Source organism: Candidatus Methylobacter oryzae, assembly GCF_003994235.2.
Taxonomy (GTDB): domain Bacteria; phylum Pseudomonadota; class Gammaproteobacteria; order Methylococcales; family Methylomonadaceae; genus Methylobacter_A; species Methylobacter_A oryzae.
Window position 1 is genome coordinate 21,916 of sequence record NZ_RYFG02000106.1, and the last position, 21,806, is coordinate 43,721.

A 21,806-nucleotide genomic window follows, 5' to 3' on the forward strand; every position below is an offset into this window, starting at 1 on the left:
GACCTGTTACTGCTTTTATTACGGTATTTAGATATAGATGATGAATTTATCTTTCCAAAAAATTCCGCAACATATCATGCCCATGCTCGGTCAAAATCGACTCGGGATGGAACTGCACGCCTTCGATGTCCAACTCCTTATGCCTGACTCCCATGATTTCGTCGAGCTTGCCTGCTTCGTCCTGGGTCCAGGCGGTGATTTCCAGGCAATCGGGTATCGTTTGCTGTTCGATGACCAGCGAATGGTAGCGAGTCGCGGTGAACGGGTTGTTCAGGCCTTTGAATACGCCTTGGTTTTCGTGGTAAACCAATGACGTCTTACCGTGCATGATGCTTTTGGCGTGGATGATATTACCGCCGAACGCATAACCGATGCTTTGATGGCCCAGGCAGACGCCCAGGATCGGCAGTTTGCCGGCGAATTTCAGAATCGCTTCGACCGAGATGCCGGCTTCTTTCGGCGTGCATGGCCCCGGCGAAACGACCAGCTTGTCCGGCGCCAGTTTTTCGATGTCTTCGACAGTGACTTGGTCGTTGCGCACGACGGTCACGTCGGCGCCCAATTCGCCGAAATATTGCACCAGGTTGTAGGTGAACGAATCGTAGTTATCGATCATGACGACTTTGACGCTCATGATTGTTCCCCTTCCAAACCTGCCTCGGCCATACTGACGGCGCGGAAAATGGCGCGGCCTTTATTCATGGTTTCATCCCATTCGTTTCTGGGCACGGAATCGTAAACGATGCCGGCACCGGCTTGTATATGTAACATGTTGTTTTTAATGACGGCGGTCCTGATCGCAATCGCGGTATCGAGGTTGCCGGACCAGGCGATATAACCGACCGCGCCGGCGTAAATGCCGCGCTTGACCGGTTCCAGTTCGTTGATGATTTCCATCGCGCGGATTTTCGGTGCGCCGCTGACGGTTCCGGCCGGGAACGTCGCGGCCAGCACGTCGAACGCATTCTTGCCTTGGTTCAATTGGCCGGTTACGTTCGAGACGATATGCATCACGTGCGAATAGCGCTCGACGATCATCTTGTCGGTCAATTGCACCGAGCCGATTTCGGCGACGCGGCCGACGTCGTTGCGGCCCAGGTCGATCAACATCAAATGCTCGGCGATTTCTTTCGGGTCGGCCAGCAGGTCTTTTTCCAGCTCAAGATCGTGCTCCGGCGTCGTGCCGCGGCGGCGGGTGCCGGCAATCGGACGCACCGTGACCAGGTTGTCTTCGAGCCTGACCAGGATTTCCGGCGACGAGCCGACGATATGGAAATCGTCCAGGTTCAGGTAAAACATGTACGGTGAAGGGTTCAAACAACGTAAAGCCCGGTATACATTCAGCGGCGAGGTGGTGCAAGGGATGGACATGCGTTGCGACAGCACGACCTGCATGATGTCGCCGTCGGTGATGTATTCTTTGGCTTTTAATACCGCGTCTTCGAAGCCTTGTTGGGTAAAGCCGGAGACAAAATCGGCTTCCTCGACTTGTCTAGGTGTGTTGTGATTTTCCGGTTTGGCTTGCAGTTTGCGCAGGTTGACCGCCAAGTCGTTGATCCGGGCTACGGCGCGGTCGTAAGCGTCCGCTTCGGCGGGATCGGCGTGCGTCAACAGCAGCATTTTGCCGGACAAGTTATCGAACACCAGCATTTCCTCGGACACCATCAGCAGGATGTCCGGATTGCCGAGCGGATCGTCTTTATCGTTGCCGCGCAGTTTCGGTTCGACGTAGCCGATGGTTTCGTAGCCGAAATAACCGACCAAGCCGCCGTTGAAGCGGGGCAGGGTGTCGATGTCGGGCACGTTGTAGCGCGCTTTGAATTGCTCGATCCAAACCAGCGGGTTGTCGTGCGTCAGCGATTCTTGCAATTCGCCGTTGTGTTCGACGCGGATTTGGTTGCCGGTAATTTTAACGACGGTCTTGCAGGGCAAACCGATAATTGAATAACGCCCCCACTGTTCGCCGCCATGCACCGATTCAAACAGATAGGAATAAGGGCCGTCGGCCAGTTTCAGGTAAGCACTTAACGGCGTGTCCAGGTCGGCCAACACCTTGCGGCAAACCGGGATGCGGTTGTAGCCCTGTTGGGCGTAGTGGATGAATTGTTCTGGGGTCATGTTTGTATTCAATGGGTATGTGCAAACGCGATGACGCTGGAGCGATTACTAGCGCTGTTTCCCACGTCGGCGCTTTAGCAATTTTGGGCTCCGGCGTGGGAACGAAAGATGTTTAGTTCTTTCCGGCTTTAGCCAATTCAGCGCGCATGTCGTCAATGATTTTTTTGTAATCGGGTTGGCCGAAAATTGCTGAACCTGCGACAAAAGTATCGGCGCCGGCTTCTTTAATCGCGCGGATATTGTCGGTTTTAACGCCGCCGTCGATTTCCAGGCGGATGTTCAAGCCGCTGTCGTCGATTCTTTTTCTGACTTCACGCAGTTTGTCCAGCGCAGACGGAATGAAAGACTGGCCGCCGAAGCCGGGGTTAACCGACATCAACAAAATCATGTCCAGTTTGTCCATTACGTAGTCCAGATAATGCAGCGGTGTGCCTGGGTTGAATACTAAGCCGGCTTTGCAACCGTTGTCTTTGATCAATTGCAGCGTGCGGTCGATATGCACGGATGCTTCGGGATGGAAAGTAATAATATCGGCGCCGGCTTTAGCGAAGTCGGGAATGATACGGTCCACAGGCTCGATCATTAAATGCACGTCGATCGGTGCGGTCACGCCGTGTTTTTTCAATGCTTCGCAAACCAAAGGCCCGATGGTCAGGTTGGGTACGAAATGATTGTCCATCACATCGAAATGCACAATGTCGGCACCGGCTTTTAAAACATTATCGACTTCTTCACCCAATTTAGCGAAATTGGCTGACAGGATGGATGGAGCAATCCAGTTTTCGTTCATTTTCTGATCCTCTTAAATTAAAAAATTATTAATTATATCTTTTTTTCACGCAAACTCTTACGTTTACAATAGCCGCCGTTAAAACCTTACGGAAAATCTTAATTCATGAAATTGGTAACATTCACTCATAATCACGAAACCCGCGTCGGCGCTGTCGTTGGCGACTTTGTTGTCGATGGCAAAAATAATACTAGAATCCCAGCCGCGATGCTCGACTTTCTAAGCGCGGGCGCTCGCGCGCTGGAGGCGATGCAGCAGCAGATCGACAGCGGCAATGACCGTATCGTATTGGACCAGGTCAAACTGCATGCGCCGGTGCCAAGGCCCGGAAAATATTTGGGCATCAGCCTGAACTATGCCGACCATATCGAGGAAACCGGCCTGGATAAGCCCGAGTATCCGAGTTTTTTCACCAAGCAGGGTACCTGCGTGATCGGGCCGGGCGAAGCGATACACCGGCCGAAAGTCTCCGATAAGCTGGATTACGAAGGCGAGCTGGCGTTCGTGATCGGCAAGCGCTGCCGTCATGTCTCTGCCGATAAAGCGCATCAAGTAATTGCCGGCTTTACGGTGGCTAACGATGTTTCGGTGCGCGACTGGCAGTTCCGTTCGCCGACGTTCACACTGGGCAAATCGTTCGATACGCACGGACCGTTGGGGCCGTGGATAGTGACCAGCGATGAAATCGCCGATCCGCATAACCTGGACATTAAAACCTGGATCGACGACGAGTTGCGGCAAAACTCCAATACCCGGTATATGATCTTTAACTGTTATGAAATGATCGCTTATTTATCGCAGGCAATGACGCTGGAGCCTGGAGACGTTATTACTACGGGCACGCCCGGCGGGGTCGGCGTAAAGATGAAACCGCGCGGTTATATGCTGCCGGGACAAACAGCGAGGATTGAAATTGAGGGTGTTGGAACGTTAGTTAATCTGGTTATCGAGGAGCCGGATGATTTTGGAGGCATGTCGGTTTCACGCTAATTTTTAACTATACTTGTGTCTGAGGTAAGCATTTACTGAGTTGATCGTAAGAAAACGTGATAGGAAGTGTTGTTTTTTTGTGTTCGTTAAGTATATTTGAAATCAATAATTAAGTAGGGATTAGCCGCCGATGAGAAACAGATTAACAAAGAACTTTGGTTTTACTCTGGTCGAGCTCATAGTCACAATATCGATAGCGGCTATTCTTGTCGGCATAGCGATACCCGGTTTTAACTCAACCATACAAAGCATTCAATTAACAACTTATGCCAATGAGTTGGTTGCTTCGTTAAATCTGGCTCGTAGCGAAGCCGTTAAACGAGGCGTGCAGGTCAGCGTCAGAAGAAAGGGAAGTTCCAATAATAACTGGGATTCCGGTTGGGATATTTTCACCGATTTGGACGGAGACGGCACACTTGATACTGCGGACACGCCGCTGAAAACCTACCCTGCTTTAACCAACGGCTTTACGTTGAGAACCGGAAATGCCGGTTACCAAACTTTTGCGGCTTATTTACCGAGTGGCTTAAGCTTAGACTCTACCGGCGACACCTTCAGGTTATGCACCAGTTCGACCAATACGTCAAATTCACGTGCAATCGCAATAAATGCGTTGGGGCGCCCAAAAACTTCAGAGGGAACTGCATCATCATGTCCTTAGTCCGGCCTGAAAACCGATAGTTATTATTTAGTTGTGATTCTTTATGAATAAAAATAGCGGATTTACGCTAATTGAGATTTTAATCGCGGCGCTTGTTTTAGCCGTCGGCTTACTTGGGCTGGCAGGGCTTCAGGCGGCCAGCATCAAGAATAACTTGAGCGCTTATAATCGCAGCCAGGCCACGCAGTTGGCCTACGACATGGCCGACAGGATGCGGGCCAATAAAAACGAGAGCCTGGATCCGGCAAGCGGCAGCGTTATTGCCGCCAGCACCTACCTTACCATTGCTCCGACAAGCGCGGCAGCTCAGGCGAGTTGCGAAACCGTGACCGGCTGTACCCGCGCGCAAATGGCTCAAAACGATCTATTCCAGTGGAACGCGGCCTTAGCCGGCACTCTGCCCAGCGGCACAGGAACAATAACGGTTGTCGCGGCAACGCGGGTTTTTACGATTACCGTTAGCTGGAAGGACAACCCCGATGGTTCTAACACGAGTTTCTTAGTGAGCTTTCAATTATGAAAAAATCTCAAAGCTCGCAAACAGGTTTTACGCTGGTGGAACTGATGGTGGCCATGCTGCTGGGCCTGTTTTTAGTCGGCGGCATCATGCAGATATTCATCGGTTCCAGGCAGACTTACAGAATGCAGGAAAACCTGTCCAGGCTCCAGGAAAACGGCCGCTTTGCGATGGATTTTATAACGCGGGATAACCGTATGATCGGATACCAAGGCTGCGGATCGCGGTCGGTAATTCCTAACGTTATCGCCCTGCCGAGTCTTGCTCCTGTCACGCTTGTCGGCGGTCTTAGCACGCCGCTTATCGGCAGCGATAATGTGGCTAATAATTGGAGCTCTAGCGCCTGTGGCGGTACCAACTGTGTCGCCGGCACCGACGCGCTGACTTATCATTTTGGCGCAGGTTGCGCTAACTTAATCGGTAATTTGACTCCGGTAAACGCGAATATTCAAATACCGGCACCTAACAGTTGCAATATCAGTGCCGGCGATGTGGTGATGGTTTCCGATTGCAGCTCAACGGATATTTTTATCGCAACAAACGCCTCATCCGGCAGTGAAAAGCAGTCTATCGCCCATTCCAGTAGTAATAATACCGGTAACAATCTAAGCAAGGCATACGGTTCGGATGCCGAGGTGCTGGCCTATCGATCCTACAGTTTTTTTATCCGTAATAACGCCGCCGGCGAACCGGCATTATGGCGGCTGGATAACGCCATACCTGTCAGTACAACCAATCCTGTCGAATTAGTTGAAGGTGTTGAAAATATGCAAATTCTATATGGAGCCGATACGGATGCCACGCCGGACGGTACACCTAATTATTATGTGCCTGCCGGACTCAATATGAATCAAGTAGTCAGTATCCGCATCAGTATTTTAGTCAGAAGCATGGATAACGGTTTAGCCGCGCAGCCGGTAGCTTACACCTACAATGGAGCAACGGTTACGCCGACCGACCGGCGGATCAGGCGGGTTTTTACGTCAACCATTGCGTTGCGCAATCGGCTCCCATGAGGAACAGAGTTATGATTTTTTCATTGAAACATCAATCCGGCGTGGTATTGCCGATTAGCATGATCATGTTGCTATTGCTGACTTTGATCAGCATCACCGCCACTCAAGTCACCGGCCTTGAAGAGAAAATGGCCGGCAACAGCAAGGATTCCAATCTTGCTTTTCAAGCCGCGGAAGCGGCTTTGCGAGCCGGCGAGGCGGCTACGGCAGGAGCGCCTACGTTATTTACAGGCACGTCGCCGTTTTATACCGGCGCATCGACGACCGATTGGACGAATGCGGCGGTGACGACTTATAGCGGCGGAATGCTGACGGGTGTTAGCCAATCCCCGCTATATACTATTGAAGACTTAGGCAGCGCCGATAGTACTGGAGGGTGTTCGCCTTGCGAAGGCGGAGCGCCTCCTCCAACGGGCGGTTCCCGGCTGTACCGAATCACTGTTCGCGGCACGGGCGGCACCGCCAATGCCGTAGTCGTGCTGCAATCCACTTACATACGATAGATCCCAAACTTTGTCTTCACATAATGCATCGGTATTCAGGAGTTCGGCATGGACATTAATAAAATTCGAAAGACGACTATTGTCCTTTTTTTCGGAGTTATTTTAAGCACAGTACTGGAACCGGCGGAGGCGATTACACCGGCACAAACTCCTTTGTATTTGGGAGTGGCTGCGGCTAAACCGAATATCATGCTGATGGTGGACAATTCGATGTCGATGGATCAGACTGTGATAGTTGGAGACACTCCTTTAGCACCGAATGCCGTTACAGGATCTGCTTCTACCAGTTGCAGCAGTACCTACTATTACTCCTCCGGTTCATCGACCTCGGCAGGTGCAACCAGCGTAATTACCATGCAGGTTTTTTCAGGTAGCGCAAAATTTTGTCCAAGTACTGGAAGCTGTACCAGCAGCAATTCCACCCGTTTCGGCAATTCGAGTGGAAAAAAATGTTTTAACAGCAGTAAATATTACAATGTTTCCGGATTAGGTGTTTATACGGGCAGCCAGTTAAACAAGTTTTTTAACACATATAATGGAGCTTTTAATGGCTCATTGGGCAGCGTAATAAGTTCTATAACAAGGCTTCAAATTGTCAAAGATGCCGCGACCAGTTTTGTTAATGCACTGGTACCCGATACTGGCTCATCTCCCACTGTTAGGTTAGGGCTTGCCAGATATAATGGTGATACGGGGGGGGAACTTTTAACCGCCATTGGCGAACTGGATGCAGCCAAGGCAACAGCAGTTACCACTCAAATAGCCGGTTTTACCGCCAATTCCAGTACCCCGCTGGCGGAAACGTTGTCCGATATTGGGCGCTATTTTGCAACAGGCTATTCCGGGAATCTCACGCTGCATCCCTCTACCTCTAGAACAACCGCGACGGTAGATACCGTATTCAATAGCCACAGTATTTTGAATTCAACCGGAACAACACTCGCTAACCCTATTCAAGGGGTATGCCAAACCAGCTCCGTGATAATTTTGAGTGACGGCTTACCGTCATCGGACAGGAATATCAGCACTTATTTGCAAGACTATGACGGTGATTGCTCCGGTAGCAACAGCAGCCTATGCACCACTTACGATATGAAAAAAGCTTATGCTTATCCGGGCGGTAACGGTGCGTCCCCCAATCTAAGCATAAGTAATGCCGGTAGTAGTTCCAGCGATTATCTTGATGATGTTGCCCAGGCTTTATATGAGATGGATTTAAGGCCGGACTTGGCGAAGGTCAACGGGGAAAAAAATAATATTACCACTTATACCGTTGGTTTTGCCGACCCGGCGATTGATCCTTCGATAGCAGGTGTTAATCCTTTATTAATCGATACGGCGACTCAGGGCGGTGGTCAGTTTATTTACGCAACGGATACTACAACGCTGGCCGATGCATTGGATAATATTACCTCAAGCATTGTCAGTAAAGTCAGCTCATCTTCTTCGGCGGTAGCTAATTCTGCAAAACTGGATGCCGGTTCTGCCATTTATCAAGGGAAGTTCGACAGCGCCGACTGGACGGGAAGTTTATCAATGTTTCCTCTTGGTGCTAGCGAAGATACCAATGGCAATGGGATTTTGGATTCCGGTGAAGATGCTAATGGAAATCTCAAGCTGGATGGCGGCGCTATTGGAACTGTTTTATGGAACGCTGCCGAGCATATTCCGGCTTTCGGTTCCCGGAATATTTTTACTTATAATCCTGCCGGTACTTCAAAGGGAGTAACTTTTACTTGCGCCAATTTAACGGCCAGCCAGAAAACTGCGCTAGGTATATCGAATTGTTCCAGTACGACCGATCAAGGAGTGTGGCGATTAAACTATATACGCGGCGATTGGAGTCATGAAGAAATGAATCCGGCACGTACCGATACCGACAGTATAAGGTCGGCGACTGCGGCTGATAGGATTTTTCGTAATCGAACCCACCTTGATAAAACGACGCTTGCTATGGTTTCACCCGATCCCTGGGTTTTAGGTGATATTGTCAATTCCAATCCTGTGTATGTCAGTAATGAGAATTACGGTTATGACAAATTATCGGGTTCGGAGGGCTCGTCTTATAAAGCTTTTCTGACCAGCAATGCCTCTCGGCGCAAGATGGTTTATGTAGGAGCTAATGATGGGATGCTGCATGGTTTTGATGCCAGTTCATCGGGTACCGATGCGGGTAAGGAAATCCTTGCTTATATCCCTAACGCGGTTTATAGCGGACTTAATGCGCTATCGTCGCCCGGCTACAGCCATCAATATATGGTGGATGGTTCCCCGCGCGTAGCCGACGCGTATTTCGGCAGCGCTTGGCATACGATGCTGGTGGGGACGACCGGTGCAGGCGGCAAAGCGGTGTTTGGACTGGATGTGACTAATCCGAGCAGTTTCGGCGGCAGCAATGTGTTATGGGAAATCAGCGACAGCGACAGCCCTGTGGCTTCCGACCTAACCTCGGATACATCGGCGAAGCGCGGTTTTGCCGGCAATTTGGGCTATACTTTGCCGCAGCCGGCGATTGTGAGAATGCACGATGGCTCATGGGCGGCTATTGTGGCCAATGGTTATGGCAGTGTTAATAACTTGGCGGTGTTATACATTATTGACGTGCAGACAGGCCGGCTCATTACCGCTATCGATACAAAAGCCGGAAGTTCGACTGCGCCGAATGGATTATCCTCGCCGATTGCCGTTGACACGGATGACGACCGAATCGTGGATGTTATTTATGCGGGCGATTTACTCGGTAATCTGTGGAAGTTCGATGTAAGCTCTTCGAATAATAATCAATGGAAAGTCGCTTACGGTACAACGTCGGCACCGGCACCGTTGTTTGTTGCTTGCACTAATCAAAGTGCTTGCGATACCACGAGACAGCCGATTACGGCCAAGCCGCAAGTCGGTAAAATAGGATCAGGCCAGTCTGCCGGCATTATGGTGTATTTCGGTACCGGCAAATATTTTGAAACCATCGACAATAATGTGACCGGCGCACAAACCCAGACTTTTTATGGCATCTGGGATAATAACGCCGCCGTGGCAAAGACTGATTTACAAGCTCAGACCATTACACAGGTCGCGACAGTTGGGGCACTTAGTTTACGGATAAGTACCAATAACGCTGTTAATTACCCAACCCAAAAAGGGTGGTATATGAATTTATCCAGCAATGGTGAACGCGTCGTGAATGCGCCAATGCTACGTAACGGGCACATTATTTTCACTACCTTAATTCCTATTCCTCCATCTGGAACAGAGATTTGTGGTGCTGGTTCCGAGGCAACCAGTTGGTTAATGGAGTTGGATGCATTGACCGGCAGTCAGTTGCCGAGTACAGCAGGAGGTGCACCCTGGGATATTACCGGGGATGGAATGATAAACGCCGATGATTTGGTAGCGCTTTCCGATGGTACTCATATTGCTCCGTCAGGCTTACAGCTTGATGGCGGCGTTAGTGCACCTGCTGTGCTTGTAGACGGAAAGCGGGAAGACTTCATTTTTAGTAGCACTAAGAATGCAGCGCTTCTAAATGTAAAAGGACAACATCTTTCAAGTTCGTCGGGCAATAGACAATCCTGGCGGCAGCTTCAATAAATTTATCAACAAGAGATATCACTGTTTTAATGATGCCAAGCAACCGATATGCTTATCGGTTGCTTCCATGCTTGAACTTTAGGAGAAATAGTGAATGAAACAGCAGCAACAAAATGGCTTCACACTGATAGAACTGATGATTACTGTGGTAATCGTCGGTATTCTTGCCGGTATCGCTTATCCCAGCTATCAAGATAGTGTTATGAAATCGCGCCGGGCGGATGCGAAAGGCGCGTTGTTAGGGTTAGCTAATGCGATGGAGCGGCATTTCACGGAAACGAACAGTTATTTAGGGGCAGGCACGACCAGTAACAATACCGGAAGCCCGACTATTTTTTCGACTACCAGTCCGGTAGGTGGCGGCACTGCCTATTACAATCTAACGATTAATGCAGTAACTGACAGCACTTATACGCTATATGCGACGCCAACCGGCGCTCAGGCCAATGACAGATGCGGTACGTTATCGTTAACGCAAACCGGCGTTAAAGGTGTTTCAACTTCCGTCCCTGTCGCCGAGTGTTGGTGATTTTCTGTATCGCTTAAGACGATAAAATCCGCTCATTATTCGGCGCAATAAAATAATTCGTTTTTACGATGGAATTATCTTAAGTGCCTCTTTTAATAGTAAAAAAGCTTAATTTTCCCACGCTTTTTTTAACCACCGCCCTAACCGGCAAGGTAAATATTACTGTCACTTTCAAGCCGCCGAATTCGGATTCGTCCAGCACCAGTTCAGCATCGTGTATCGTTGCAATACGTTGCACGATTGAAAAGCCAAGACCTGTACCCTGGACTTTATTCGCGGTCTCAACACAGCGGTGAAATCGTTTTAGCGAGTTTTCATATTGATCGGGGGCTATGCCCGGCCCCGAGTCTTCAACGCACAGCTTCAATTGATGCTCCGTCCCTACCAGGCTAACCCTGACTATGCCTTGAGCGGGCGTATATTTGATCGCGTTATCAATGACATTCCTGACCAAGATATTGATTAACAATGTATTTGCGACGATAGGTACGGCGTTAACCTCATCGTATTCCATGTGAATGCGCTTTTTGTGCGCTTCAGGGTCGAGTTCGGCAATGATTCTTGGCACTTCGCGGCTGAGCACCGTCATTTCTTTGGCCAAATATTCAGTGCCGGATTCAATACGGGAGAATGTCAATAATTGCTGAACCATGTAGGTCATGCGGTTGACGGCTTGTTCGATTCGCTTCAGTGCTTGGTGGCGCACTGCCTCATCCTTAGTACGCATTGCGACTTGAGCTTGCGTCAACAGGCCTGCCAATGGCGTTCTTAATTCGTGCGAGGCATCGGCGGTAAAGCGGCGTTCATGCTCAAAAGCCTGTTCAAGCTGGGCAAACAGGTTGTTGATCTCATTGACGACCGGGATGATTTCTTTGGGCAGTTTTTTACTGGACAGCGGTTTAAGAAAGCTGGCTTCCCGTCTGGATAAGGCTATTTCCAGGCGATTAAGCGGTTTTAACGCATGTCCGACAATGATCCAGATAACGATACCTAAAATCGGCAAGCCGACCAAAAACTGCATGACCAATTGCGCCGATATTTCATCGGTTAATTCGGCACGAATTTCTTCCTTTTGGCCGACGTGAATAACATACTCGCCATTAGAGCTGGAGATACTGAATACGTGCCATACATGCCCGTCGATCTTGGTTTCGCTAAAACCATTAGCGGCTTCGGAAAAGGCAAATGTTGGCGCGCTCTCTGAACGTAGCAGTAAACCGTCATTTTTGGACCACAATTGAAAAGCAACTTTTCTTTCATATTTATGACCTAAAGCGTTGGCTTCCAAAAGGCCGTCAAATACATCCCATAATTGATCGTCGATATTTTTCTTGCTGAATCCGTGTACCGCAAATTCAGGCGAGTTTTCCGAGCGTAGCAGAAGGCTGTCTCCTTTAGCCCAGAGTTGAAACGCACTTTTGTTCTTGCGGCCGGTATAAGGATGTAAATGTTCGTCAGTCTGGGTTTGCGCCCAATGTTTGGATAGCGAACCTTCCCGCACCAAACTTTCAACAAACACATGCAGCACTTTTGCCGATTGCGCCAATTCCGCATCGAACAGGCTGGCAACTTCGTCACGGGTGACTTTATAACTCATGTAGGCGGTTACTCCCCAAATCAGCATCGATGCGGAAAGCAGGCTAAACAATAACAGTTGGCGTAGCGAATAGTTCATTTATTCTTGGAACGATTTAATAGGCGGAAACGGAACACGGATGATGCTGATAAGACGGATTTTTAAATATTTTGCGATTTTAAAGCTGAGTTGAGCGGCTGGTCTGCTCAAACGAAACTTATGTCCTGTGGGTATAATCAGTGATTATCCGTTAAATTAATGTCATCAGTGTTCCATTATTAAAATCAATCTTCATCGATAATATAGCCCACACCCCTGACGGTGCGGATAATGGACGGGTCGAGTTTTTTTCTCAAATGATGAATATGCACTTCCACGGTATTGCTTTCTACATCGGAATCCCATGAGTACATACTTTCTTCAAGCCGGGCGCGGGAAATAACCCGGCCGATATTGCCCATCAAAAAGCTCAATATCTCGAATTCTTTTTGCGACAAATCGACTTTTTCATCGTTCCATGAAACTTGGCGCGAGGCAGGGTCCAGAACAATGCCTTTATATTCAATATTCGGAGCGCTACGCCCTTCGTTTCTTCTCGCCAACGCCCTTAATCGGGCGCACACTTCGTCCAGCTCGAACGGTTTGATTACAAAATCGTCGGCACCGCTATCCAGTCCCATTACGCGATCCGGCACGGTGTCCTTGGCTGTCAGGACCATTACCGGCGTTTCATCTTTACGCGCTCTTAGCGCTTTCAAAATATCCAGGCCTTCCATGTCCGGCAAGTTTAAATCCAGCACGATCAGCTCATAGCTATTGATTTTCAGGGCTTCGTCGGCAAGTTTGCCGTTGGTCAGCCAGTCAACCGCATAACCCTCCATTTTTAAGCCTTCGACCAGACCATCGCCCAGTATTTCGTCGTCTTCAACTAGTAATAGTCGCATATGTTCTCGCTTTAAATTAGATAGTTATCAACAAAAAGTATAAGCGTAACCAAGCAAAGTTAAGCATTACTTAAGTTCCTGGCAGGTTTGCAAGCCGACATGGAGCCTTATTAATCGGAAGCCCGCATGTTAAACTGCAAATTATTTTAACCACGTAGCAAAAATCTCTTGCCCCTGCTTAGTCTCTATATTCATATTCCCTGGTGTATCAGAAAATGCCCCTATTGTGATTTTAATTCACACGCGGCTAAATCCGACATGCCTGAGTCCGCCTATATAACTGCATTGTTGGATGATTTAGCCTGCGATATACAACGCTATAATATCACCCAACCGATAAGCAGCATTTTTATCGGCGGCGGCACGCCCAGTTTATTTTCGCCGGAAGCGCTGAATCGGCTGTTACGCGGCGTCGAGCAACAGCTAAAGCTTGAAGAGGGATTGGAAATAACCCTAGAAGCTAATCCGGGCACGTTTGAAAGCCATAAATTCGCTGAGTTCAGGGCGTTGGGCATCAACCGCTTATCGATCGGCATACAAACTTTCAACGATCAGTTATTACAAGCATTAGGCCGCGTTCACTCAGCGCAGGAAGCTATTCATGCCGCCGAAATTGCCCATCAGTCAGGGTTTGACAATTTTAATCTGGACTTGATGTTCGGCTTGCCCGGCGCAAGTCCTGACAGTAGCAAAATAGACATAAAAACGGCGATAAGCCTCGAGCCTACGCATATTTCTTTTTACCAGTTAACCTTGGAGCCTAATACCTGGTTTCATAAGTTTCCTCCCCAACTTCCCGACGACGAAACAATATTCAACACGCAAAAAGAATGTCAGCAAATATTGGCCAGTCACGGTTATCGCCAATATGAGGTTTCGGCCTATAGTAAACAAGGCCGGCAGTGCCGGCATAATGTAAATTATTGGCAATTTGGCGATTATCTGGGTATTGGCGCCGGTGCGCATGGGAAAATTACTCAAAGTTTGCCGGAAGCTATTATTCGCAGTTTTAAAACTAAAAGTCCGGAACAGTACTTAAATAATGTACAACAAAACGGCGGAGCCGATGTCATTGCTGTAGCGGAGTTGCCTTTAGAATTTGTGATGAATCATTTGCGCCTGAAGCAAGGATTTAGCCTGGAAGATTATCAAGCTGCAACAGGCCTTGCCCCCGCGACACTGGAGCCGGCTTTATCGCGCTGTGTGAAACAAAACTTGCTTATCCGGCAAAACAATCACTATTATTGCTCAGAACAAGGTTGGAATTTTCTGGACAATGTCTTAGCGAATTTCATTCCTTAATTCCTGTAAACACGCTAACAATAATTTATCATGCTTGATTATCAAAAAGATTTTATTTCCTATGCCCTAGAATGCGGCGTTCTCAAATTCGGCGAATTCCAGTTGAAATCAGGCCGTACCAGCCCTTATTTTTTTAATACCGGTTTATTTAATACCGGCGCCCAGCTCGGCAAATTGGGGCAGTTCTATGCCCGGGCGTTGGTCCAGTCCGGGCTTAACCCGGACATTCTTTACGGTCCGGCTTATAAAGGCATTCCGCTGGTTAGCGCCACATCAATAGCTTATGCCCAGTTGACCGGCGACGATATTCCCTTTTCATTCAATCGCAAAGAAGCCAAGGATCATGGCGAGGGCGGCAGTCTGGTCGGAGCTCCGTTACAAGGTAAGGTACTGATTCTTGACGATGTGATTACTGCCGGCACTTCGGTCAGGGAGTCCGTTGAAATTATAAAAAATGCCCATGCAACACCGGCAGGCGTATTGATCGCCTTGGACAGGCAGGAAAAAGGCCAAAATGATGTTTCCGCTATTGCGGAAGTTAAAGATCAGTTTGCAATGCCGGTAGTCGCAATTATTACTCTGGCAAATATTATTGAATATCTAATGGACGGCGCAGCAGTGGAAGGCGTGGATAGCGCATCCCTACTTGATCGGATAAAAGTTTATCAAGGTCTTTACGGTATTTAGAGATACGCAAATTTGGCTAAAAAATAAAATTATCTTAAGCTAACAGTTCTTAAGATATAGACTACAATTATCCCAAAAAAACATCGTTATTCGACGGTTGCATGGATAGATTTTATCCGTGCAATATTTGCATTCACCACATCCATGCGGTTTATGCAGGAGCACAAACCGATATTTCGGCTAATTAAAAAATCATGTTAGCAACAAAAGGCGCACCATGAGGAATATGGAATTCAAAGAACAAATGCACGAATATTCGGTATGGCGTGCAAAGTTGGTTCAAGCTATAGAAATGTATCACCAATGGCGTAGCCGTTACGGCATGAATGATCCTCATAGCACTGAAACCATTCTAAATATTCTTAATGGTCTGCAATCGGATAAAATCACACTCGCTTTTGTTGCTGAATTTTCCCGCGGTAAAACCGAACTGATCAATTCCCTGTTTTTTGCTGAAACAGGTGTCAGATTACTCCCGTCGTCACCGGGACGCACTACTATGTCGCCAACCGAGCTTTTCCACGATGAAAAAGGCGGCAATTACATTCGTTTGCTTAACATCGAAAGCCGTCTTGAAGATATTTCATTATCCGAATTCAAGAAAAATCCCGATCGTTGGACACAAATAGACTTGGACTGCGATTCTCCGACCCAAATGCAGGAAGCGTTTAAAGAGCTGGTCGCTACCAAGCTGGTGGACCGGGAAATTGCCGATAAGTTGGGTTTATGGAATGAACGTGAAGCGGCAGAGCAAGGTATCGTCAACCCCGAGAAAGTTGAAATCCCTTGTTGGCGTCATGCCTTGATCAGTTTTCCTCATCCGTTATTAAAAGAGGGCTTGTCGATACTCGATACGCCCGGCTTGAATGCTTTGGGAACCGAGCCGGAATTGACCTTAAGCATGTTGCCTAGCGCTCAGGCCATTGTTTTCGTGCTTGCCGCGGATACCGGCGTTACCAAGAGCGACCTGGAAATGTGGCATAACCATGTTTGTCATAATCGCGGCGGCAGCAAGCAGGGTTTAGCCGTAGTGATGAATAAAATCGATGCAATGTGGGATGACCTTGCCGGTGAAAACGGCTATGACGACTCTATTCGCTCGCAAATCAAAAGCTCGGCGACTACGTTAAAAATAGATCAGGATGTTATTTTCCCTGTTTCTGCCAAGCAGGCTTTGCTTGCCAAAGTTAAGGGTGATGAGGATTTGCTGGCAAAAAGCCGTCTGGCAGCGCTGGAAAACTATCTGGCCAATGATATTTTAAAACAGCGCAAAAATATCCTGCTTGGAACCATTGTTCGCGACATCGGCTTTTTGGTTAACGAGTCTTCCAGTCTGGCAAATGCGTCATTGGCAAATGCGGTTGCACAGCTTGATGAATTTAAAAAGATCGATTTTCAAAACCAAGACATGACCAGCAAGTTGATGGCCGAAACGCGCGACCGGCAAAACCTTTATATGGCTAATGTCGAAAACTTTCAGGCCAGCCGCCGGGTTTTTGGTGTTCAAGCGCAGATTTTGATTGATTCTTTTGCTAAAGAAAAAATCGATGCGATCATCAAGACTACCAAGCACGACATGGCAAAGAGCCTGACAACTTACGGCATGAAGCAAAACATGCGCAAATTATTCGATGAGTTGCGGGATCTGTTGCAAGACTCTGTCGATATCACCAATGAAACCCGGCGATTAGTAAAAGCGATACACAAAAAGTTTAAGGATGAATACGGCTTTAAGGAGATCGAACCGCAACTGTTTTCAATCAAACAATACCAGATTGAATTGGAACAGATCTTTGATGAGGGCGAAGCTTTTCGTACCAGCGCAAGAACCACGATGTCTGAACAAAGTATCGTCATTAATAAGCTTTACAGCACGTTGATTGCCAAAGCCAGAAACATACTCAGACAAGCGCATGCCGATGCCACAACATGGAGTAACGGGGTTTTAACGCCCTTGATGCATCAAATTAAAGACCATAAAAAACAAATCGAAGGACGTCTGCAAATGCTGAGAAAAATAAACGAATCGAAAGACAGCGTTATTGAAAATATCGCCAATCTTGAAGCGGAATTGGAACCGTTAAAACGTCAATGCGATGAGTTAGCGGTCATCATCAATGCGATGCAATTGGATGCTAAATAATAAACAGGAGTAAGCATTAGCTCCCCCTGTATCTTGAGTGTTCTTATTTTTTCTTGAAAATCAAATCCCATACGCCATGGCCTAAGCGTATGCCGCGCTGCTCAAATCTTGTTAACGGGCGATATTCGGGGCGTTCGCAATAGTCGCCGCTGGGAGCGGCATTGCTGAAGCCGGTTCCGGCCGACAATATTTCCAGCATGTGTTCCGCGTAATTTTCCCAATCGGTCGCAGCATGAAAATAGCCGTGCGGCTTTAATTTTCTGGTTAATAGCTCGACAAAACTCGGGCGGACAATGCGCCGTTTGTGGTGCTTTTTTTTCGGCCATGGGTCGGGAAAGAATAAATGTACGCCGGTCAGGCTATTGTCGGCAATCTTGTGTTCAATAATCTCCATCGCATCGTGGCAATAAATCCTGACGTTGGTCAGGCCTTGCTGGTCCAGCAGCAGCATTAAATGACCGACTCCCGGTCTGTGTACTTCAATGCCGATATAGTCATTATCGGGATTCGCTGCCGCCATCTTCGCCAAGCTGTCGCCGGAACCGAAACCTATTTCAACAATCAACGGTGCGGCACGGCCGAAAACTTGGCTGAAATCATAGTCGGCATTAGGGTCGAGACAGTATTTATCCCAATGATTATCCAGCGCTAATTGCTGGCCTTGGGTAATGCGTCCTTGACGGCGGATAAAGCTGCGGATTTTATGCGATGGAGTTTGTTCAGGAGAGAGCATGATAACTAAGAAGCAGAAAGGACGCCCAATCAGGCGTCCTGTCGAAAATTAAAAAAACAGGCCGTCAATTGGCGATGAAGCGGAAGCGAAACGTCTGCGCGGCATACGACCGGCTAAAAATGCCTCTCTGCCGGCTTCGATGCCTTTGCGCATGGCCGAGGCCATCAATACCGGATTTTTAGCGGCGGCAATTGCGGTATTCATTAACACGCCGTCGCAGCCCAGTTCCATTGCGATTGCAGCGTCAGAAGCGGTACCGACGCCGGCATCGACCAGGATGGGCACTTTCGCATTTTCAACAATAGTTAAGATATTATAAGGATTGCGTATGCCCAAGCCGGAACCGATCGGCGCAGCTAGCGGCATTACTGCCACGCAGCCTATTTCTTCCAGGCGTTTGGCGGCAATCGGGTCGTCGTTGGTGTAGACCATCACGTCAAAGCCGTCTTTGACCAGCAGTTCAGCGGCTGTATAAGTTTCGGCTACGTTAGGAAACAAGGTTGTTTGATCGGCCAAGACTTCCAGCTTTACGAGCTTGTGGCCGCCGAGCAACTCCCGGCCTAAACGGCAGGTTCTGACTGCATCTTCCGCGGTATAGCAACCGGCAGTATTCGGCAGGATGGTGTATTTGTCCGGCGAAATGACGTCCAGCAAATTAGGTTCGTCGGGATTCTGGCCGATATTGGTGCGGCGTATCGCCACGGTTACAATTTGCGCGCCGCTGGCTTCAATAGCCAGGCGGGTTTCTTCCAAATCCTTGTATTTGCCGGTACCGACCAGTAGCCGCGAATGATATTCGGCCCCGGCAAGCATGAACGAATCATCTTGTCCGCCGCCAATCGCATGCACAATCTCAAGGCGATCCCCGGCTTGTAACAACTGAGTGTCATATTGCTGAAAAGGCAGGATTTCTTTATTCAATTCAATTGCAATTTTTTTACCGGTTAAGCCCAATTCGGCAACCACATCGGCAACCCGGCTGTTTTCGGCGCAGTCACGGGTTTCGCCGTTAACATAAACTATCATTTACTTAAACTCCGGCTGGTGTCGACGGTTCTGCGTTTTTGAACCGCTTGCGCCAGCTCTCTTAATAAAGGAACAGTATCGTCCCAAGACAAACAAGCGTCAGTGATGCTTTGTCCATAGACTAACGGTTGTCCTTCAATAACCTTTTGATTGCCTGCCTTGAGATGGCTTTCGATCATTACGCCCATGATCCGATGGTCGCCGTTCGCGATTTGTTCGGCGACATCCTCGCCGACGATCAATTGTCGTTGGCATTGTTTCAAACTATTGGCATGACTGAAGTCAATCATGATGTTCGGTTTTAGTTCAGCATTGACCAGGCCTTCAGCAACTTGCTCCACGCTGACCGCATCATAGTTAGGGCGATCATTGCCGCCTCTTAGAATGATATGCACGTCTTCGTTGCCGGTGGTAGAGAAAATAGCCGAATGGCCGGCTTTGTTCAGAGAAATAAAATGATGAGGGCTCATTGCCGCGCCAATCGCATCAATAGCGATTTTGATGGTGCCGTCGGTGGAGTTTTTAAAGCCGATAGGACAAGATACGCCTGACGCCAATTCGCGATGCCCTTGACTTTCGGTCGTCCTGGCGCCGATTGCGCCCCAGGCGATCAGGTCGGAGACATATTGCGGCGTGATTAAATCCAGGTATTCTGTTGCGGCCGGTACGCCGGCTTCATTCACGTCCAATAACAACCGTCTGGCGATACGTAGGCCTTTGTTGATATTGAAACTGGAATCCAGGTCAGGATCGTTAATCAGGCCTTTCCAGCCTACTGTCGTGCGCGGCTTCTCAAAATAAACGCGCATCACGATCACAAGCTCATTAATAAGTTCTTCTTTGATCGCTTTCAAACGTTGGGCGTAATCAAGCGCGGCTACCGGATCATGAATGGAGCAAGGCCCCACTACTACAACCAGCCGGTCATCCTGGCCGGCCAGCACTTTGTGGATATCAAGCCTGGCTAGTGCGGTTGTTTGCGCCGCAGCCTCGCTAATCGGCATTTCAGTATGAACCTGAACCGGGGCAATGACTTCTTTAGTCTCGCAAATCCTCAGGTCATCAGTAATATATTTTGTATGCATGAAACTATCAACCCATTGCAGGATTATTGTCGGAATTGATCATTTTAACCGATTTCAAAATGCTTTTGTTAGTTCTTGCCGAACAGCCAGGCATTTTCACTTGACTTGACGCCAGGCAGTTATTTCAAAAAGACTTTTTACTGCGTTAGGCGTGAGTAAGATAAGCTGAGCTTATTTTTTGATTTGTTAATTCTATCAGCCAATTCTCACGGCATTATGGCCGGCTAAGATATAAATATAATTAAACTATGTTATTTAACGTATTTTTATTGAGCCATATCCCGCAGTTAATATCTAAAATTTCTTCAAATTTCTCGGAGAGCTAGCTGTACTACGGTTTTTGTTGATGGCATAGAATATGCTGATAATTAATTATGGGTTGTTCATCTTGAAATGCTCATTCTGAAAATGTATTTCTCACAATAATAAAGGAGGGTTTAATGTCAAAGTCAATTTCTGTTAGAAAACTGGCCATGTGTTCACTGACAGCTGTAGTGGCGGCCGCTGCCAGTCAGGGCGTTTTCGCCCATACCAGGCTGGAAACGCCGATAGTTCTTGAAAATACCAAGGTTCACAACCGGGTAAATATTGGACATGGCTGTCCTGCCGGTACTGCCAGAAAAGCTACGTTTGGAACGAGCGTGGTATTTCCTAATGCCGTCAGCTATACGCCTGTGATAGGCGTCGATTCCGGTTCCGGCAAAGTGTATACATCCAACCCGGCTTCTACTTATCTAACAACTTTGGCGGGTATCGGCGCTTTAATCCGTACAGGTGGGCCATGGCAAACTACCGGCATTAAGGCTGACAAGTTGGGCAACCTTGACGGATTCTGGGCTGGCGGCAAAGCCTATGATCAAACTATTTCCACGCCGATTAACATCGATTTCTATTCTGCTGCCGTTAAAATCAATCCTGCCTCATGCGCTCGTTCGGTGACGTTCGAACTTGCGATTGCTGATTTTTGCGATGCTTCGGTACCGGGTGCTGCGGCTAAAGATGAGGAAATTCTTTATTGGTCGCCTATTCCGAATTTTACCGGCGTTCCCGGTGCTCCTTTTGGTGCGGCTACAGCGGATGCGGCCCGCAATGTTCCTGTCGGTCCTAAGTATTCCAATTATGACGGCTATGCTGATGCGGCCCACACAATTGCAGGGGATGGTTGGGGATCGCCGGCTACTCTGAAAGTGGTTAGAAACACGACAGGTACTCCTGCCACCCTGACAAGTGCGGCTGTTGCTGCTAATCCGCTGCCGGCAGGTTGCACAGGTAACGGCGGAGCAGGCGATGATATTTATATTTACCCATCTGCGGAACAGATTAATGCTGAATTGCCTATCTGGTCAGGTACTCAACAAAACGGCACTAACTATTGGCAATAATGCTCAAACTATTGCTTTGACTCATTTCCTGCGTATAGCACCCGGTAAATAGGGGCAGTAGTCTGTGATTACCGGGCATTGTATTGTTAGGAGGTCTGCGGCGATAACAATTGCCGCAGACTTTCTTGTTTTAACGGACTGTAGAAATTTACGACGTCTTGCAACGGAACGATGTAATAAAAATGCTATCGGCTGCTTAAACGGCCTAAAGCGGCA

Annotated in this window: 19 protein-coding genes and 1 pseudogene; 12 read left to right on the forward strand and 8 right to left on the reverse strand. The window is 48.3% G+C overall.

All coding sequences use genetic code 11. The features are described 5' to 3' along the window. Positions 1-46: 46 nt before the first annotated feature. From EKO24_RS14360 to rpe, 3 genes are all read right to left on the reverse strand, one after another. Positions 47-634 (reverse strand): anthranilate synthase component II, encoded by a 588-nt coding sequence (locus EKO24_RS14360; protein ID WP_206667280.1) that lies wholly within the window; start codon positions 632-634, stop codon positions 47-49. After that, on the reverse strand, positions 631-2,118 hold the full coding sequence (trpE, locus tag EKO24_RS14365; RefSeq protein WP_127029202.1) for an anthranilate synthase component I: 1,488 nt from the start codon (positions 2,116-2,118) through the stop codon (positions 631-633). The genes EKO24_RS14360 and trpE overlap by 4 nt, the downstream gene beginning before the upstream one ends. Before the next feature lie 112 nt (positions 2,119-2,230). Then, the gene (gene rpe, locus EKO24_RS14370; RefSeq protein ID WP_143733233.1) at positions 2,231-2,908 is read right to left on the reverse strand and encodes a ribulose-phosphate 3-epimerase; all 678 of its coding nucleotides are present in this window, start codon (positions 2,906-2,908) and stop codon (positions 2,231-2,233) included. A 105-nt stretch (positions 2,909-3,013) separates the two neighbouring features. Between rpe and EKO24_RS14375 the strand changes: the two genes are divergently transcribed. The 8 genes and pseudogenes from EKO24_RS14375 to EKO24_RS14405 all read left to right on the forward strand — a co-directional run bounded on the left by EKO24_RS14375 (position 3,014) and on the right by EKO24_RS14405 (position 10,712). After that, positions 3,014-3,898 (forward strand): fumarylacetoacetate hydrolase family protein, encoded by an 885-nt coding sequence (locus EKO24_RS14375; protein WP_127029311.1) that lies wholly within the window; start codon positions 3,014-3,016, stop codon positions 3,896-3,898. Positions 3,899-4,028: 130 nt separating this feature from the next. Beyond that, positions 4,029-4,115 (forward strand): annotated as a pseudogene (locus EKO24_RS23650) (pilus assembly FimT family protein); the annotation flags it as partial. Positions 4,116-4,175: 60 nt separating this feature from the next. After that, positions 4,176-4,559 carry a GspH/FimT family protein gene (locus tag EKO24_RS14380; protein WP_421743937.1) on the forward strand — a complete coding sequence of 128 codons (384 nt, stop codon included), beginning with the start codon at positions 4,176-4,178 and terminating at the stop codon, positions 4,557-4,559. 43 nt (positions 4,560-4,602) lie between these two features. Continuing rightward, complete coding sequence (gene pilV, locus EKO24_RS14385) at positions 4,603-5,079, forward strand: type IV pilus modification protein PilV (protein WP_127029313.1); 477 nt, start codon at positions 4,603-4,605, stop codon at positions 5,077-5,079. Further along, entirely contained in the window at positions 5,076-6,092 is a 1,017-nt protein-coding gene (locus EKO24_RS14390; protein ID WP_127029314.1) for a PilW family protein, read from the forward strand. Before pilV ends, EKO24_RS14390 begins: the two co-directional genes overlap by 4 nt. A gap of 11 nt (positions 6,093-6,103) precedes the next feature. Next, positions 6,104-6,595: a pilus assembly PilX family protein gene (locus tag EKO24_RS14395; RefSeq protein ID WP_127029315.1), complete on the forward strand. Its 492-nt coding sequence runs from the start codon at positions 6,104-6,106 to the stop codon at positions 6,593-6,595. A 48-nt stretch (positions 6,596-6,643) separates the two neighbouring features. Then, positions 6,644-10,183 carry a pilus assembly protein gene (locus EKO24_RS14400; RefSeq protein ID WP_127029316.1) on the forward strand — a complete coding sequence of 1,180 codons (3,540 nt, stop codon included), beginning with the start codon at positions 6,644-6,646 and terminating at the stop codon, positions 10,181-10,183. Between the two features lie 94 nt (positions 10,184-10,277). Further along, a complete protein-coding gene (locus tag EKO24_RS14405; protein ID WP_127029317.1) occupies positions 10,278-10,712 on the forward strand; it encodes a type IV pilin protein in 435 nt (144 codons plus the stop codon). 79 nt (positions 10,713-10,791) lie between these two features. Here the strand turns inward: EKO24_RS14405 and EKO24_RS14410 are convergent, their stop codons facing one another. Together EKO24_RS14410 and EKO24_RS14415 are read right to left on the reverse strand one after the other, a co-directional pair. Beyond that, the gene (locus EKO24_RS14410) at positions 10,792-12,387 is read right to left on the reverse strand and encodes an ATP-binding protein (protein WP_127029318.1); all 1,596 of its coding nucleotides are present in this window, start codon (positions 12,385-12,387) and stop codon (positions 10,792-10,794) included. Positions 12,388-12,572: 185 nt separating this feature from the next. Continuing rightward, a complete protein-coding gene (locus EKO24_RS14415; RefSeq protein ID WP_127029319.1) occupies positions 12,573-13,232 on the reverse strand; it encodes a response regulator in 660 nt (219 codons plus the stop codon). A 168-nt stretch (positions 13,233-13,400) separates the two neighbouring features. On the opposite strand from EKO24_RS14415, the gene hemW reads away from it, so the two are divergent. The 3 genes from hemW to EKO24_RS14430 all read left to right on the forward strand — a co-directional run bounded on the left by hemW (position 13,401) and on the right by EKO24_RS14430 (position 17,364). Beyond that, positions 13,401-14,534 carry a radical SAM family heme chaperone HemW gene (gene hemW / locus EKO24_RS14420; protein WP_127029320.1) on the forward strand — a complete coding sequence of 378 codons (1,134 nt, stop codon included), beginning with the start codon at positions 13,401-13,403 and terminating at the stop codon, positions 14,532-14,534. A gap of 30 nt (positions 14,535-14,564) precedes the next feature. Then, on the forward strand, positions 14,565-15,221 hold the full coding sequence (gene pyrE, locus EKO24_RS14425) for an orotate phosphoribosyltransferase (protein ID WP_127029321.1): 657 nt from the start codon (positions 14,565-14,567) through the stop codon (positions 15,219-15,221). Positions 15,222-15,438: 217 nt separating this feature from the next. After that, the gene (locus EKO24_RS14430; RefSeq protein ID WP_127029322.1) at positions 15,439-17,364 is read left to right on the forward strand and encodes a dynamin family protein; all 1,926 of its coding nucleotides are present in this window, start codon (positions 15,439-15,441) and stop codon (positions 17,362-17,364) included. Positions 17,365-17,407: 43 nt separating this feature from the next. On the opposite strand, the gene trmB is transcribed toward EKO24_RS14430, so the two are convergent. The 3 genes from trmB to aroG are packed head-to-tail and all read right to left on the reverse strand — an operon-like array spanning position 17,408 to position 20,208. Continuing rightward, positions 17,408-18,097 (reverse strand): tRNA (guanosine(46)-N7)-methyltransferase TrmB, encoded by a 690-nt coding sequence (trmB, locus tag EKO24_RS14435; protein WP_127029323.1) that lies wholly within the window; start codon positions 18,095-18,097, stop codon positions 17,408-17,410. 48 nt (positions 18,098-18,145) lie between these two features. Further along, positions 18,146-19,123 carry a sulfur carrier protein ThiS gene (thiS, locus tag EKO24_RS14440; RefSeq protein WP_127029324.1) on the reverse strand — a complete coding sequence of 326 codons (978 nt, stop codon included), beginning with the start codon at positions 19,121-19,123 and terminating at the stop codon, positions 18,146-18,148. Beyond that, positions 19,120-20,208 (reverse strand): 3-deoxy-7-phosphoheptulonate synthase AroG, encoded by a 1,089-nt coding sequence (aroG, locus tag EKO24_RS14445; protein ID WP_127029325.1) that lies wholly within the window; start codon positions 20,206-20,208, stop codon positions 19,120-19,122. Before aroG ends, thiS begins: the two co-directional genes overlap by 4 nt. A gap of 440 nt (positions 20,209-20,648) precedes the next feature. Between aroG and EKO24_RS14450 the strand changes: the two genes are divergently transcribed. Continuing rightward, the gene (locus EKO24_RS14450; RefSeq protein ID WP_127029326.1) at positions 20,649-21,590 is read left to right on the forward strand and encodes a hypothetical protein; all 942 of its coding nucleotides are present in this window, start codon (positions 20,649-20,651) and stop codon (positions 21,588-21,590) included. Positions 21,591-21,806: the final 216 nt, after the last annotated feature.

Coding starts and splice junctions, on each gene's coding strand:
- EKO24_RS14360 (WP_206667280.1), bottom strand. CDS start 634: ATGAGCGTCAAAGTCGTCATGATCGATAACTACGATTCGTTCACCTAC.
- aroG (WP_127029325.1), bottom strand. CDS start 20,208: ATGCATACAAAATATATTACTGATGACCTGAGGATTTGCGAGACTAAA.
- EKO24_RS14405 (WP_127029317.1), top strand. CDS start 10,278: ATGAAACAGCAGCAACAAAATGGCTTCACACTGATAGAACTGATGATT.
- EKO24_RS14375 (WP_127029311.1), top strand. CDS start 3,014: ATGAAATTGGTAACATTCACTCATAATCACGAAACCCGCGTCGGCGCT.
- trmB (WP_127029323.1), bottom strand. CDS start 18,097: ATGCTCTCTCCTGAACAAACTCCATCGCATAAAATCCGCAGCTTTATC.
- EKO24_RS14415 (WP_127029319.1), bottom strand. CDS start 13,232: ATGCGACTATTACTAGTTGAAGACGACGAAATACTGGGCGATGGTCTG.
- EKO24_RS14450 (WP_127029326.1), top strand. CDS start 20,649: ATGTCAAAGTCAATTTCTGTTAGAAAACTGGCCATGTGTTCACTGACA.
- EKO24_RS14400 (WP_127029316.1), top strand. CDS start 6,644: ATGGACATTAATAAAATTCGAAAGACGACTATTGTCCTTTTTTTCGGA.
- EKO24_RS14390 (WP_127029314.1), top strand. CDS start 5,076: ATGAAAAAATCTCAAAGCTCGCAAACAGGTTTTACGCTGGTGGAACTG.
- EKO24_RS14395 (WP_127029315.1), top strand. CDS start 6,104: ATGATTTTTTCATTGAAACATCAATCCGGCGTGGTATTGCCGATTAGC.
- rpe (WP_143733233.1), bottom strand. CDS start 2,908: ATGAACGAAAACTGGATTGCTCCATCCATCCTGTCAGCCAATTTCGCT.
- EKO24_RS14430 (WP_127029322.1), top strand. CDS start 15,439: ATGAGGAATATGGAATTCAAAGAACAAATGCACGAATATTCGGTATGG.
- pilV (WP_127029313.1), top strand. CDS start 4,603: ATGAATAAAAATAGCGGATTTACGCTAATTGAGATTTTAATCGCGGCG.
- pyrE (WP_127029321.1), top strand. CDS start 14,565: ATGCTTGATTATCAAAAAGATTTTATTTCCTATGCCCTAGAATGCGGC.
- trpE (WP_127029202.1), bottom strand. CDS start 2,118: ATGACCCCAGAACAATTCATCCACTACGCCCAACAGGGCTACAACCGC.
- EKO24_RS14410 (WP_127029318.1), bottom strand. CDS start 12,387: ATGAACTATTCGCTACGCCAACTGTTATTGTTTAGCCTGCTTTCCGCA.
- thiS (WP_127029324.1), bottom strand. CDS start 19,123: ATGATAGTTTATGTTAACGGCGAAACCCGTGACTGCGCCGAAAACAGC.